This is a genomic window from Pseudomonas sp. PvP027, from assembly GCF_017833005.1.
GTDB lineage: Bacteria > Pseudomonadota > Gammaproteobacteria > Pseudomonadales > Pseudomonadaceae > Aquipseudomonas > Aquipseudomonas congelans.
Genome location: NZ_JAFIBK010000001.1, coordinates 1,835,339 through 1,850,403 on the forward strand (window position 1 = coordinate 1,835,339; position 15,065 = coordinate 1,850,403).

A 15,065-nucleotide genomic window follows, 5' to 3' on the forward strand; every position below is an offset into this window, starting at 1 on the left:
AACCCGAACCTGCGCAGCACTCTGCGTCTTTTTACCATCTATGGCTCAGCCGCGAAACTCGGCACGACCACGATACACAGCCTTGGAGCCCAATTGCTCCTCGATGCGCAGCAATTGGTTGTACTTGGACACTCGGTCGGAGCGGCACAGCGAACCGGTTTTGATCTGACCGGCAGAGGTGCCCACCGCCAGGTCGGCAATGGTCGAATCTTCGGTCTCGCCGGAACGGTGAGAGATGATCGCAGTGTAACCGGCAGCCTTGGCCATCTGAATGGCTTCCAGGGTTTCGGTCAGCGTGCCGATCTGGTTGAACTTGATCAGGATCGAGTTGGCGATCTTCTTGTCGATGCCTTCCTTGAGGATCTTGGTGTTGGTCACGAACAGGTCGTCACCTACAAGCTGGGTTTTCTCGCCGATCTTGTCGGTAAGGATTTTCCAGCCATCCCAGTCGGACTCGTCCAGACCGTCTTCAATGGAAATGATCGGGTGCTTGCGAGTCAGCTCGGCAAGGTATTCGGCGAACTCGGCAGAGCTGTACTCGCCCTCTTCGCTCAGTTTGTACTTGCCGTTCTTGTAGAACTCGCTCGCTGCGCAGTCCAGCGCCAGGGTCACGTCGGTGCCCAGCGTGTAACCCGCCTTGGAAACCGCCTCGGCGATAGCGTCGAGCGCTTCCTTGTTGGATGCCAGGTTGGGCGCAAAGCCACCTTCGTCACCCACTGCGGTGTTCAGGCCACGCGCCTTGAGGACCGCCTTGAGGTGATGGAAAATCTCGGTGCCCCAGCGCAGGCCTTCAGCGAAGGATTTGGCGCCGACAGGCTGGATCATGAATTCCTGGATGTCGATGTTGTTATCGGCATGCTCGCCACCGTTGATGATGTTCATCATCGGCACCGGCATGGAGTACACGCCCGGTGTGCCATTGAGGTTGGCGATGTGCGCGTACAGCGGCAGGTCCTGATCCTGCGCCGCGGCCTTGGCAGCTGCCAGGGAGACCGCGAGGATGGCGTTTGCGCCCAGGCTTGCCTTGTTTTCGGTGCCGTCCAGCTCGATCATCGCGTGATCAAGTGCCTTCTGGTCGACCGGATCCTTGCCCAGAAGCAGGTCACGGATAGGGCCATTGATGTTGGCCACAGCTTTCAGAACGCCCTTGCCCATGTAACGGCTCTTGTCGCCATCACGCAGCTCCAGCGCTTCGCGCGAGCCGGTTGAAGCACCGGACGGCGCGCAGGCGCTGCCGATGATGCCGTTATCGAGGAGCACATCTGCTTCCACGGTGGGATTGCCACGGGAGTCGAGAACTTCACGACCTTTGATGTCGACGATTTTTGCCATTGTTGTAAACACTCCAAGATTGACGAAAACGACGCAGCTGGGAAAACAATGCTCGCAATCAGACGCAGAAAAAGGCAGGTCTGAATGCGACAACCCCGTCACGAATGACGGGGAACGGCACTTTACCGGAGAACCCTGTTCAAGCGGTCTCTACGATCGGAAAACTCTTTACAAGTTCATCCAGGGACTTGAGTTGGGCCAGGAACGGCTCAAGTTTGTCCAGACGCAAGGCACATGGCCCGTCGCATTTGGCGTTGTCAGGATCCGGATGGGCTTCAAGGAACAGGCCGGCCAGATTCTGACTGATACCGGCCTTGGCCAGATCCAGCACCTGGGCGCGGCGCCCGCCGGCGGAATCGGAACGACCGCCCGGCATCTGCAGGGCGTGGGTCACGTCGAACAGGATCGGGTACTCGAACTGCTTCATGATGCCGAAGCCGAGCATGTCCACGACCAGATTGTTGTAACCGAAGCTGGAGCCCCGCTCACAGAGAATCAACTGATCGTTACCGGCCTCTTCGCACTTGGTCAGGATGTGTTTCATTTCCTGAGGTGCGAGGAACTGGGCTTTCTTGATGTTGATGATTGCACCGGTTTTCGCCATCGCGACGACCAGATCGGTCTGCCGCGACAGGAAAGCCGGCAGCTGAATGATGTCGCAGACTTCGGCCACCACAGCAGCCTGATGGGGCTCGTGAACATCGGTGATCAGCGGCACGTTGAAGGTGCGCTTGATCTCTTCGAAAATGCGCATGCCTTCTTCAAGGCCCGGCCCACGGTAAGAGTTCACCGACGAGCGGTTGGCCTTGTCGAAGCTGGCCTTGAACACGTAAGGGATACCGAGCTTTTCGGTCACCTTTACGTATTCTTCACAGACCTGCATGGCCATATCCCGGGATTCGAGTACGTTCATGCCGCCGAACAGCACCATCGGCTTGTCGTTGGCGATCTCGATCGAACCTACGCGGATGATTTTCTGAGCCATGTCTGCAGTCCCTGTCAGGAATTTTTCTGATGTTGAGCCAGTGCCGCCTTGACGAAACCGCTGAACAGCGGATGACCGTCACGGGGCGTGGAGGTGAATTCCGGGTGGAACTGGCAAGCGACGAACCATGGATGATCCGGTGCTTCGACCACTTCAACCAGCGCGCCGTCGCCGGAGCGGCCGGAAATCTTCAGACCGGCCTCGATCAACTGCGGCAACAGGTTGTTGTTCACTTCATAGCGGTGGCGATGGCGCTCGACGATTACGTCCTTGCTGTAGCAGTCGTGGACCAGCGAACCGGCTTCAAGCTGGCACTCTTGCGCGCCCAGACGCATGGTGCCGCCCAGATCGGAGCTTTCGGTACGGGTTTCGACTGCGCCGGTGGCGTCTTCCCACTCGGTGATCAGACCCACTACAGCGTGCGCGCTGGTACGGTCGAACTCGGTGGAGTTGGCGTCTTTCCAGCCCAGCACGTTACGGGCGAACTCGATGACCGCGACCTGCATGCCCAGGCAGATACCCAGGTACGGAACCTTGTTCTCACGGGCGAACTGAACGGCAGTGATCTTGCCTTCGACGCCGCGCAGACCGAAGCCACCCGGAACCAGGATTGCGTCCACGCCTTCGAGCAGGCCGGTGCCCTGGTTTTCAATGTCTTCAGAGTCTATGTAACGCAGGTTGACCTTGGTGCGATTGGTGATACCGGCGTGGCTCATGGCTTCGATCAACGACTTGTAGGCGTCGAGCAGTTCCATGTACTTGCCGACCATCGCAATGGTCACTTCATGTTCCGGGTTGAGCTTGGCGTCGACGACCTTGTCCCACTCGGACAGGTCTGCACCACCACATTGCAGGCCGAAGCGCTCGACCACAAAATCGTCCAGGCCTTGCGAATGCAGAATGCCCGGGATCTTGTAGATGGTGTCCGCGTCTTCGAGGGCGATGACCGCACGCTCTTCGACGTTGGTGAACTGAGCGATCTTGCGACGCGAGGAAACGTCGATCGGGTGGTCGGAACGGCAGACCAGCACATCAGGCTGCAGGCCGATGGAGCGCAATTCCTTCACCGAATGCTGGGTCGGCTTGGTCTTGGTCTCGCCGGCAGTGGCGATGTACGGCACCAGCGTCAGGTGCATCAGCATCGCGCGGCGTGCGCCGACTTCGAAGCGCAACTGGCGGATGGCTTCCAGAAACGGCTGGGACTCGATGTCGCCTACCGTACCGCCGATCTCGACCAGCGCCACGTCGGCATCGCCTGCACCCTTGATGATGCGACGCTTGATTTCATCGGTGATGTGCGGGATGACCTGAATGGTCGCGCCCAGGTAATCACCACGGCGCTCTTTGCGCAGGACGTGTTCGTACACACGGCCGGTGGTGAAGTTGTTGTTCTGGGTCATGGTGGTGCGGATGAACCGCTCATAGTGACCAAGGTCCAGGTCGGTCTCGGCGCCGTCGTGAGTGACGAACACCTCACCGTGCTGGAACGGGCTCATGGTGCCTGGGTCCACGTTGATGTAGGGATCCAGTTTGAGCATGGTGACCTTGAGTCCCCGCGCCTCCAGGATGGCCGCCAATGAAGCCGAGGCAATGCCTTTCCCCAATGAAGAAACAACACCGCCCGTGACGAAGATGTAGCGCGTCATGAAAAACCCTAGAAGTCTGCGTTAAAGCGGTCAGAGCCGCCGGGGATAGCGAAGGAAGGCCGAAGCCCCCGATTACCGACAAAATTCACGGTGCACTCCCGAAACTGCTGCGTTGAAACCGACCGGCAAAAGCCAGTGTGGTGTGCGCTACATTTTAAGAATTACCCAGTAAATACTGGTTGGTAACCGGCAACTCATGTCGTTTCAAAAGAGCCGACAGAAGCTGTATCAAGAAGGGAGCGTAGTCTACCTGAAAGGGCCTTTCAGCTCAAACTTTGGTCGCCGGTCGGCGTAACCCAGCGCAAACGCCAGTTTTCATTGGGTGAACCGTCCAGTCCGGGCAGGTTGGCGACGGCCAGCAGCACGTTATCGACGTATAGCAGCGGCAATCTGCCGCGCAGAAACGCCGGCACTGACTGCTCGTTGAGCAAGCGCTTGAGATCTCGGCTGCCACGCCCGCCGAGGCGCAAGACTTCACCGCCCTGCCGATAGCGGGCTTGCAGACACCCCGACGGCGCCTCACCTTCCAGAACCACGCGACCATTGCCCGGCAAATCCAGCGCCACACCAGGGTCAGACCAGTCCATTGCCTGATGACAGAGCGGCTCCCAGTCAGCGGGCACCCACCAGAGACAGCCCTGCGCCCTGTGCAGCGTTCCTTCGGCGAGCCGCCACAGCGGACTCGCGTCTTGCGCCGCATCGCGCAACGCCTCCCAGCCAGCCCAGTGATCGGTGTCCGGCAGGCGTGTCAGTGGCGCAAGCCAGTGACGCAGTGCATTACGCTGCCGTGCTGGGGACAATACGGCAATCGGGCCAAGACTCAACACCGGCAGGCCGACCCAGCCGAACGCCGTTGCAGCCTGGGCATTGGCAATATCCTGCAGCGCGAGTTCGTCCAGCAATTGCTGCGCTTCGCCGAGGTGGCGTGCCGTACGTGCCAGACTGGCCGCTGCCTGCGGCCATCTGGAGGTCAGCAACGGCAGCACCTGACTGCGCAGAAAGTTGCGCGAGAACTGCTGATCGTCATTGCTGGGATCGTCGATCCAGTTCAGCCCATGCCGACGCGCGTAATCCTCCAGCTGCATTCGCGACACATCCAGTAGCGGCCTCACCAGATGCCCACGCCCCAGCACTCGCCGATCGGGCATGGCAGCCAGACCGCGTACGCCCGCGCCGCGCAGCAGACGGAACAACAGGGTCTCGGCCTGATCATCGCGATGCTGCCCCGTCAGCAGCACCTCCCCTTCAGCCAGCCGCTGGCTGAACGCGCTGTAACGCGCCTTCCGGGCAGCCTGCTCGATACTTGCGCCAGGCTCGACCTGAACGCGAACAGACTCAAATGCCACCCCGAGCGTCTTGCAGACCTGCTGACAATGCTCTGGCCAGGCACCGGCAGCGGGCTGCAGACCGTGGTGCACATGGATTGCATTGAGCGCAGGCAGAGTTTCGCGACTGGCGAGTTCAGCCAGAAGATGCAAAAGCACGGTTGAGTCGAGGCCGCCGGAGAAACCGACATGCCAGACAGGCGCATCGCGCCATGGGACCAAGGCTTGAAGAAGCCTGGCAGAAAGATCATGACCGGTGCGTGAAGGGGTGGTCATGGATGTTTTTCACCGGCCTGGCTGATTCGCACACTCACTGCTTCAGTGCTCAAACCAGTCCTTTCGCGAACAGGTTCGCTCCCACGCCTTTCGGGCAGAAGCCCGCAAGACGTGGAAGCAATCGGGGCGACGCAGCTTACAGACCGTAGCTCATCAAGCGGTCATAGCGGCGGGCCAGCAGCGCGTCGTTATCGAACTCCTTGAGCATCGCCAGCTGACCGCTCAGCTCTTCGCGAATCAGGGCAGCGGCGGCGACCGGATCACGATGCGCGCCACCCAGTGGCTCGGCGATGACCTTGTCGACGATACCCAGGCCTTTCAGGCGGTCAGCGGTGATGCCCATGGCTTCGGCAGCATCCGGGGCCTTCTCGGCGGTTTTCCACAGAATCGACGCGCAGCCTTCCGGAGAGATCACCGCGTAGGTCGAATACTGCAGCATGTTCAATTGGTCACAGACACCGATCGCCAGCGCACCACCGGAACCGCCTTCACCGATAACGGTAGCGATGATCGGGGTCTTGAGACGGGCCATCACGCGCAGGTTCCAGGCAATCGCCTCGCTCTGGTTGCGCTCTTCGGCGTCGATACCAGGATAGGCACCCGGCGTGTCGATGAAGGTCAGGATCGGCATCTTGAAGCGCTCCGCCATCTCCATCAGACGGCAGGCCTTGCGATAACCCTCAGGGCGCGGCATGCCGAAGTTGCGGCGAACCTTCTCGCGCACTTCCCGGCCTTTCTGATGACCGATGACCATGACTGGCTGGTTGTCCAGACGGGCAATACCGCCGACGATCGCCGCATCATCGGAGAAATGACGATCACCGTGCAGCTCATCGAACTCGGTAAAGATGTTTTCGATGTAGTCCAGCGTGTAAGGACGACGCGGATGGCGCGCCATGCGCGCAATCTGCCAGCTGGTCAGGTTGCCGAAGATGCTTTCGGTGAGCGTCTTGCTCTTGTCTTGCAGCCGGGAGATCTCGTCGCCGATGTTCAGCGAGTTGTCGTTACCCACCAAGCGCAGTTCTTCGATTTTGGCCTGCAAGTCAGCGATAGGCTGTTCGAAATCAAGAAAATTCGGGTTCATAGGCATCCGTCTTGGGTCGACGGCCAAGAGGCCGGCCGGTTGATCCGTCTGCGCCGTTCCTGTTCGGAACCGGCGCGTTCAGGTCGAAATTAAAATTCAGGGTTGAGCGCAAGTCGAGCCTGCGACGTTCAACGATACTGGAGAAAGACGTTCTCACGCCCGAACTGGTCACGCAGAGCTTGAATCAAGCTGTCCGCAGGATCAATCCGCCATGCTTCTCCCAATTGCAGCAATGCGCGGGCGTCCTGCCCCGTGTAGTCCACCGTGATCGGACAGGCACCGCGATGGCGCTTGCACAGATCGCCCAGCCAGCGCAGCCGGTCGCCCTTGAGCGCTTCGGCACGCACCGTCACGCGCAGGCTCTCGGCCAGATTGGTGCGGGCATCTTCGATGCTCATGACACGCTTGGCACGCAGGCGCAGCCCGCCGGAGAAGTCATCATTACTGACTTCGCCCTCGACCACCACCATAGCATCGGTCTGCAACAGTGACTGAGCCGAATGGAATGCTTCGGCAAACAGCGACGCCTCGATGCGCGCAGAGCGATCGTCCAGGGTAATGAACCCCATCTTGTCGCCCTTCTTGTTCTTCATGACGCGCAGGGCAATGATCAGGCCTGCGACCGTCTGGGTGTCTCTTGCAGGCTTTAGATCGATAATCCGTTGACGAGCGAAACGGCGGATCTCGCCTTCATACTCATCGATCGGGTGCCCGGTCAGGTACAGCCCCAGGGTTTCCTTTTCACCACGCAGACGATCCTTGAGGCTCAGCTCGCGGGTCTTGCGGTGGTTGGCGTAGACATCGGCATCCGCTTCGACGAACAGACCGCCGAACAGGTCGGCGTGACCACTGTCATGACTGCGTGCAGTCTGTTCTGCCGCCTGAATGGCTTCTTCCAGAGCGGCAAGCAACACCGAACGGTTACGGTCGATATTGGCCTGATAGGCCTTGGGCTCCAGTTCGAAGTACGGTCCCAGACGATCCAGCGCACCGCTGCGAATCAGACCATCCAGCGTTCGCTTGTTGACCCGTTTGAGGTCGACGCGGGCGCAGAAATCGAACAAGTCCTTGAACGGCCCGCTCTGGCGCGCATCGGTAATCGCCTCGACCGGCCCCTCACCTACCCCCTTGATCGCCCCAAGCCCATAAAGAATTCGGCCATCGTCGCTCACCGTGAACTTGAACTCCGAAGTGTTCACGTCCGGCGCGTCGAGGCGCAGCTTCATCGTGCGCACTTCTTCGATCAAGGTCACGACCTTGTCGGTGTTGTGCATATCCGCCGACAACACCGCCGCCATGAACGGCGCCGGGTAGTGAGTCTTCAGCCAGGCGGTCTGGTACGACACCAGCCCGTAGGCCGCGGAGTGGGATTTGTTGAAACCGTAACCGGCGAACTTCTCCACCAGGTCGAAAATGTTACCGGCAAGGTCGGGATCGATGTTATTGGTCTTGCAGCCATCGATGAAACCACCGCGCTGCTTGGCCATTTCCTCGGGCTTTTTCTTGCCCATTGCACGACGCAGCATGTCCGCACCGCCGAGGGTGTAACCGGCCATGACCTGGGCGATCTGCATCACCTGTTCCTGATACAGGATGATGCCGTAAGTCGGCGCCAGTACCGGCTTGAGGCCTTCGTACTGATAATCGACGTGCGGATAGGAGAGTTCGGCGCGACCGTGCTTACGGTTGATGAAGTCGTCCACCATGCCCGATTGCAGCGGGCCGGGACGGAACAGCGCCACCAGTGCGATCAAGTCTTCCAGGCAGTCGGGCTTGAGCTTTTTGATCAGCTCTTTCATGCCCCGCGACTCGAGCTGGAACACCGCTGTGGTCTCGGCGCGCTGCAGCAACTGATAGGTTGGCATGTCATCGAGCGGAATGAAGGCGATGTCCAGCGGCTCTTCGTTGACCTTGGCGCGGTCGCGATTGATGGTCTTGAGCGCCCAGTCGATGATGGTCAGGGTACGCAGACCGAGGAAGTCGAACTTCACCAGCCCCGCAGCCTCGACATCGTCCTTGTCGAACTGGGTTACCAGACCGTCACCGGCCTCGTCGCAATAGATCGGCGAGAAGTCGGTCAGCTTGGTCGGGGCAATAACCACACCACCGGCGTGCTTGCCGACGTTACGCACAATGCCCTCGAGCTTGAGCGCCATCTCCCAGATTTCCGCAGCTTCCTCATCGACCTTGAGGAAATCGCGAAGAATCTCTTCCTGCTCGTAAGCCTTTTCGAGGGTCATGCCGACTTCGAACGGGATCATCTTCGACAGACGATCGGCCAGCCCGTAAGACTTGCCCTGCACCCGCGCCACGTCACGCACCACCGCCTTGGCGGCCATGGAACCGAAGGTGATGATCTGGCTGACCGCGTTGCGACCATACTTCTCGGCCACATATTCGATCACCCGATCACGACCGTCCATGCAGAAGTCGACGTCGAAGTCGGGCATGGAAACCCGTTCCGGGTTCAGGAAGCGTTCGAACAGCAGGTCATATTCCAGCGGGTCGAGATCGGTAATCTTCTGCACATAGGCAACCAGCGAACCGGCACCCGAACCACGACCCGGTCCCACCGGTACGCCGTTGCTCTTGGCCCACTGGATGAAGTCCATCACGATCAGGAAATAACCGGGGAAGCCCATCTGGATAATGATATCCAGCTCGAAATTCAGCCGGTCGACATACACCTGACGCTTGGCTTCGTAATCTTCGGTGGTGTCCTTGGGCAACAGGACGGCAAGACGCTCTTCGAGACCGTCGAAGGAGACCTTGCGGAAATACTCATCGATGGTCATGCCATCGGGAATCGGGAAGTTGGGCAGGAAGTGCGTGCCCAGCTTGACGTCGATGTTGCAGCGCTTGGCAATCTCGACGGTGTTTTCCAGCGCTTCCGGCAGATCGCTGAACAGCTCGGCCATTTCTTCCGGGCTTTTCAGGTATTGCTGATCGCTGTAGTTGTGCGAGCGACGCGGGTCGTCCAGCGCACGCCCTTCACCGATGCATACGCGGGTTTCGTGAGCTTCGAAATCGGCCTGCTTGATGAAGCGCACATCGTTGGTCGCTACCAGCGGCGCGCCGTGACGCTCGGCCAGAGCCACCGCAGCGTGCAGATGTTCTTCGTCGTTGGCACGGTTGGTACGCTGCACTTCGATGTAGAAACGGTCAGGAAAGACTTCCAGCCATTCGCGCAACAGTTCGTCTGCCTCACCCGGATTACCGCCGAGTAACGCCATGCCGATCTCGCCTTCCTTGGCCGCGGAAAGCGCAATCACGCCTTCACTTGCCTGCGCCACCCACTGGCGCTGAATGACGATCTGTCCATTGCGCTGGCCTTCGATGAAGCCTCGGGAAATCAGCTCGGTCAGGTTGCGGTAGCCCTGGGCATTCATGGCCAGCAGGCTGATGCGGCTGAGCGCGGCATCTTCGTCCCTGCCCGCCAGCCACAGGTCGACACCACAGATAGGCTTGATGCCTGAGCCCTGGGCGGCCTTGTAGAACTTGACCAGCGAACACATGTTGTTCTGGTCGGTCACCGCCACGGCGGGCATGTTCATGCCGGTCAGCGCCTTGATCAACGGTTTGACCCGGACCAGACCGTCAACCAGCGAATATTCGGTGTGCAGGCGTAGATGAACGAAAGAAGCCGGCATGGTGATCCTATAAAACGCGAAAGTACAAAAAACGAAGGGCAGGATTGTAGCTGGCCCGGAGTGAAACGTCAGTCCTGCAGCAAACCGACTGACGGCGCAAGCGAGCCGCCGATCATTATCGTGGCGCGCGCTTCATGGGCTGCACGCACCGGAGCGAAGGAACGCCGATGAATGGGCGTAGGCCCGAGCCGGGCCAGTGCTTCCAGATGTACCGGCGTAGGATAACCCTTGTGCCCACCGATGCCATAACCCGGATAGATGAGTTCAAACGCCGCCATTTCCCGATCCCGGCTTACCTTGGCAAGAATCGAGGCGGCGGCGATGGCAGGTACTTTGGAGTCACCCTTTACCACCGGCGCCGAGGGCACCGACAACTGCGGGCAGCGGTTGCCGTCGATAAGCGCCAGCTTTGGCGTGATACTCAACCCTTCGACGGCGCGCTGCATGGCCAGCATGGTAGCGTGCAGGATATTCAACTGGTCGATCTCTTCGACTTCAGCCCTGGCGATGAACCAGCACAGGGCTTTCTCCTGAATTTCAACGTAGAGCTTTTCGCGCCGGGCTTCGGTCAGTTTCTTCGAGTCGTTGAGACCGAGGATGGGCCTGGCAGGGTCGAGAATGACGGCGGCGGTGACCACTGCACCGCACAGCGGGCCGCGACCCACTTCATCAACACCCGCCACCAGGTCCTCGACGAGGGTAAAATCCAGACCTGTTTGCAGCATGGGCGACCTCACAGTGAAGGCGACCGTCCGAGCAGGCTCAATACTGCATCGGCGGCCTGATTGGACGCATCGCGGCGCAGGATGCGGTGGATGGCATCAAAACCGGCGGTTTGCTCGCGACCGTCTTCGATCAATGGCAGCAGCGTACGCGCCAGGGCCTCGGGCGTGGCATCGTCCTGCAGCAACTCAGGCACCAGCAGACGCTGGGCCAGCAGGTTCGGCAGCGACACGTAAGGGCTTTTGACCATTCGTTTGAGTATCCAGAAGGTCAGCGGCGCCAGGCGGTAGGCAACCACCATGGGACGCTTGTACAGCAGGGCTTCCAGGGTCGCCGTGCCGGAGGCGATCAGTACCGCATCGCACGCGGCCAGGGCGACGTGCGACTGGCCGTCGAGCAGCGTGACGGGCAGATCACGCCCCTGCAGCAACTGCTCCACCTGAGCCCGCCGCTGCGGGCTGGCGCAGGGCAGTACGAAGCGCAGGCCAGGACGCCGGGCAAGCAGTAGCTCGGCCGTATCGAAAAACAACCCGCCCAGACGTCCCACCTCACCGCCGCGGCTGCCCGGCATCAACGCGACAACCGGCGCATCCGCCGCGAATCCCAGGCCAGCGCGGGCACCGGAACGATCGGACTCCAGAGGAATGGTGTCGGCCAGCGGATGACCGACAAAACGCACCGGCACGCCCTGCTCTTCGTAGAAACGCGCTTCGAACGGCAACAGGGTGAGCATCAGATCGCAGCCTTCACGAATCTTCAGCACACGCTTCTGACGCCAGGCCCAGACTGACGGGCTGACGTAGTGCACGGTCTTGATGCCGGCGCGACGCAGCTGAAGTTCGATATTGAGCGTGAAGTCAGGCGCGTCGATGCCGATGAAGACATCCGGCTTTTCATCGATCAGGGTCTGGACCAGCAACTTGCGACGGGCCAGCAGTTCGCGCAGTCGCCCGAGCACTTCAACCAGCCCCATCACCGACAGGCGCTCCATCGGGAAGGAGGACTGCATGCCTTCGGCTTCCATCAACGGACCGCCGACACCGATGAAGCGGATATCGGGATGGCGCACCTTGAGGGCACGCATCAGACCGGATCCGAGGATATCGCCGGATGCTTCACCCGCGACCAGAGCGATACAGAGTGGACTGGTCATGATTAGCGAATGATGCCGCGAGTCGACGTCTGAATGGACTGAAGAAATACGGCCACTTCAGGAAACTGCGCCGCAGGCTCTGCCAGATCGGCCAGCGCCTGACCGATGGTCAGACCCTGGCGATAAACCGTCTTGTAGGCTCTGCGCAGCGCATGAATGGCTTCTTCGGAGAAGCCCCGACGGCGCATACCCTCGAAGTTCATGCTGCGCGCCTCGGCCGGGTTGCCGAAGACCGTGACGAACGCAGGTACATCTTTGCCGATCGCAGTCCCCATGCCGGAGAAGCTGTGTGCACCGATGTGGCAGAACTGATGCACCAGGGTAAAGCCAGACAGGATAGCCCAGTCATCCACATGAACATGGCCTGCCAGGGCCGTATTGTTGACCAGAATCACGTGGTTGCCGATCACGCTGTCATGCCCGATGTGGGCATAGGCCATGATCAGGTTGTGATCGCCCAGCGTGGTTTCGGCACGGTCCTGAACGGTCCCGCGGTGAATGGTCACGCCTTCGCGGATCACGTTGTGATCGCCGATGACAAGACGGGTTTCCTCGCCCTTGTATTTCAGATCAGGCGTGTCCTCACCCACCGATGAAAACTGGTAGATACGGTTGTGCTTGCCGATTCTGGTTGGCCCCTTGAGGACAACATGAGGACCGACGACTGTACCCTCGCCAATTTCCACACCGGGTCCGATGATCGACCAGGGGCCGACCTCAACATTGGCGGCCAGAACGGCCGTCGGATCGATGATTGCGCGAGGGTCAATCAAACTCATAGTTTGCGTTCCGCACAGATGATTTCAGCAGAGCAGACTGCCTTGCCATCAACGGTAGCCTTGCATTCGAACTTCCAGATCTGACGCTTGCTGCTCAGGAATTTCGCCTCGAGAACCAACTGGTCGCCCGGCAGAACCGGCTGACGGAAGCGCAGTTTGTCCGAACCGACGAAATAATAGAGCGTGCCGTCCGACGGCTTGGAGTCGAGCATCTTGAACGCGAGGATACCGGCAGCCTGTGCCATCGCTTCGATGATCAGCACGCCCGGCATGATGGGATGCTCAGGGAAGTGACCGTTGAAAAAAGGCTCATTGACGCTGACATTCTTGTAGGCGCGAATGTTCTTGTTCTCGATATCCAGCTCAGTCACGCGATCCACCAACAGGAACGGGTAACGATGAGGCAGGTATTCGCGAATTTCTTTGATGTCCATCATTTCGAGGGGAAGCCTGTAGTAAAGATTAGGAGTGCGTCGCGACTGCGCAGCACCCCTCTACATCAAGGAGGCAGTTTATCGACTGAGCACGCTTGATATTAAAAAGGTATCAGCCATCAGATGAGCGATTACCCGAGGAGGTCACCGTCTCTACAACCTTTTCGAGCTTTTGCAGACGTCGCGCCATGTCGTCGATCTTGCGCAGACGAGCTGCACTCTTGCGCCATTCGTCCGCTGGCTGCATGGCCGTACCCGAGGAGTAGGAACCCGGCTCGGTGATGGAATGCGTGACCATGGTCATACCCGTGATGTAAACGCCATCGCAAATATCGATATGCCCCACCAGCCCGACACCGCCCGCCAGCATGCAATGCTTGCCGATTTTGGTGCTTCCGGAGATACCGACACACGCAGCCATCGCCGTGTGGTCGCCGACCTGCACGTTGTGGGCAATCTGAATCTGGTTGTCCAGTTTGACGCCATTGCCAATTCGCGTATCAGCCAGCGCACCACGATCGATTGCGGTATTGACGCCAACCTCGACGTCATCACCCAGGGTGACGCCACCGATCTGTGCAACCTTGTGGTAGATACCGTTATCCTTGGCAAAGCCAAAGCCTTCGCCGCCCAGCACGGCACCCGACTGGATGACCACGCGCTTGCCAATGCGCACATCGTGATAAAGCGTGACCCGCGGTGCCAGCCAGCCGTCTTCACCGATCTCGCAGCGAGCACCAATGAAGCAGTGAGCACCGATGGTGACACCTGCTGCAATGCGCACACCGCTCTCGATCACAGCAAAGGCGCCAATGCTGGCAGCAGGATCAATCAGCGCATCTGCGGCAATCACTGCCGTCGGATGAACGCCGGCGCTACTTTTAGGCTTGGGATCGAAAAAATGCGAAATGCGCGCGTAGGCCAGATAGGTATCAGGAACCACCAGCGCATTACCGGTATAACCGTCGGCGTCTGCAGGCTTGAGCAGCACGGCAGCGGCCTGGGTATCGACCAGCAATTTACGATACTTGGGATTTGCCAGGAAACTGACTTGACCAGGGCCGGCCTCTTGCAAAGTGGCCAGCCCGGTGATTTCGATATCCTTGTCGCCACGTAACGTGGCACCAAGGAACTCGGCCAACTGGCCGAGCTTGATGGTTATGCTCATGGTTACTTCAGCTGGTTCATGCGCTCGATGACCTGGCGAGTCACGTCATACTGAGGCTTGACGTCGATCACCGCACCGCGCTCGAAAACCAGGTCGAAACCACCTTTCTTGATGACTTCTTCTACAGCCTGATCCAGCTTCGGCTTCAACTGCTTGAGCATTTCACGGTCAGCAACTGCCTTGGCTTCGTTCAGTTCCTTGGACTGGAACTGGAAATCACGAGCCTTTTGCTTGAACTCAAGCTCCAGACGCTCGCGCTCAGGCTGAGCCATCTTGTCGCCGCCGCTGACCAGACGGTCCTGGATGCCCTTGGCGCTACTTTCCAGGCTTTTCAGCTTGGTCAGTTGCGGACCGAATTTCTTCTCGGCGTCCACTGCATAACGCTTGGCAGCGTCCGATTCCAGCAAGGCCATCTGATAGTTCAGTACCGCAATTTTCATGTCGGCGAATGCAGGGCTTGCGACCAGTACGGTTGCCAGCATTACCAGTTGAGTCAACTTACGCACAATA

Annotated in this window: 12 protein-coding genes; all 12 read right to left on the reverse strand. The window is 59.4% G+C overall.

The annotated features are described in order from the left end of the window. Positions 1-45: 45 nt before the first annotated feature. Entirely contained in the window at positions 46-1,332 is a 1,287-nt protein-coding gene (gene eno, locus JOE33_RS07495) for a phosphopyruvate hydratase (protein ID WP_010434258.1), read from the reverse strand. A gap of 139 nt (positions 1,333-1,471) precedes the next feature. Next, positions 1,472-2,317, reverse strand: coding sequence for a 3-deoxy-8-phosphooctulonate synthase (gene kdsA, locus JOE33_RS07500; RefSeq protein ID WP_010434256.1), 846 nt, complete (start codon positions 2,315-2,317; stop codon positions 1,472-1,474). A gap of 14 nt (positions 2,318-2,331) precedes the next feature. Further along, complete coding sequence (locus JOE33_RS07505; protein WP_032616036.1) at positions 2,332-3,963, reverse strand: CTP synthase; 1,632 nt, start codon at positions 3,961-3,963, stop codon at positions 2,332-2,334. Positions 3,964-4,226: 263 nt separating this feature from the next. Continuing rightward, positions 4,227-5,564, reverse strand: coding sequence for a tRNA lysidine(34) synthetase TilS (gene tilS, locus JOE33_RS07510; RefSeq protein WP_187626018.1), 1,338 nt, complete (start codon positions 5,562-5,564; stop codon positions 4,227-4,229). A gap of 136 nt (positions 5,565-5,700) precedes the next feature. Beyond that, positions 5,701-6,648 (reverse strand): acetyl-CoA carboxylase carboxyl transferase subunit alpha, encoded by a 948-nt coding sequence (gene accA, locus JOE33_RS07515; protein WP_122579375.1) that lies wholly within the window; start codon positions 6,646-6,648, stop codon positions 5,701-5,703. Positions 6,649-6,776: 128 nt separating this feature from the next. Beyond that, on the reverse strand, positions 6,777-10,298 hold the full coding sequence (gene dnaE / locus JOE33_RS07520) for a DNA polymerase III subunit alpha (protein WP_003415548.1): 3,522 nt from the start codon (positions 10,296-10,298) through the stop codon (positions 6,777-6,779). Between the two features lie 68 nt (positions 10,299-10,366). Beyond that, complete coding sequence (rnhB, locus tag JOE33_RS07525) at positions 10,367-11,020, reverse strand: ribonuclease HII (protein WP_025991020.1); 654 nt, start codon at positions 11,018-11,020, stop codon at positions 10,367-10,369. An 11-nt stretch (positions 11,021-11,031) separates the two neighbouring features. Next, the gene (lpxB, locus tag JOE33_RS07530) at positions 11,032-12,174 is read right to left on the reverse strand and encodes a lipid-A-disaccharide synthase (RefSeq protein WP_122591856.1); all 1,143 of its coding nucleotides are present in this window, start codon (positions 12,172-12,174) and stop codon (positions 11,032-11,034) included. 2 nt (positions 12,175-12,176) lie between these two features. Continuing rightward, on the reverse strand, positions 12,177-12,953 hold the full coding sequence (gene lpxA, locus JOE33_RS07535) for an acyl-ACP--UDP-N-acetylglucosamine O-acyltransferase (protein ID WP_010434243.1): 777 nt from the start codon (positions 12,951-12,953) through the stop codon (positions 12,177-12,179). After that, on the reverse strand, positions 12,950-13,390 hold the full coding sequence (gene fabZ / locus JOE33_RS07540; RefSeq protein WP_002554719.1) for a 3-hydroxyacyl-ACP dehydratase FabZ: 441 nt from the start codon (positions 13,388-13,390) through the stop codon (positions 12,950-12,952). Before fabZ ends, lpxA begins: the two co-directional genes overlap by 4 nt. A gap of 109 nt (positions 13,391-13,499) precedes the next feature. Then, the gene (gene lpxD / locus JOE33_RS07545; protein ID WP_096243123.1) at positions 13,500-14,555 is read right to left on the reverse strand and encodes a UDP-3-O-(3-hydroxymyristoyl)glucosamine N-acyltransferase; all 1,056 of its coding nucleotides are present in this window, start codon (positions 14,553-14,555) and stop codon (positions 13,500-13,502) included. A gap of 2 nt (positions 14,556-14,557) precedes the next feature. Further along, positions 14,558-15,061, reverse strand: coding sequence for an OmpH family outer membrane protein (locus tag JOE33_RS07550; RefSeq protein WP_003314303.1), 504 nt, complete (start codon positions 15,059-15,061; stop codon positions 14,558-14,560). Positions 15,062-15,065: the final 4 nt, after the last annotated feature.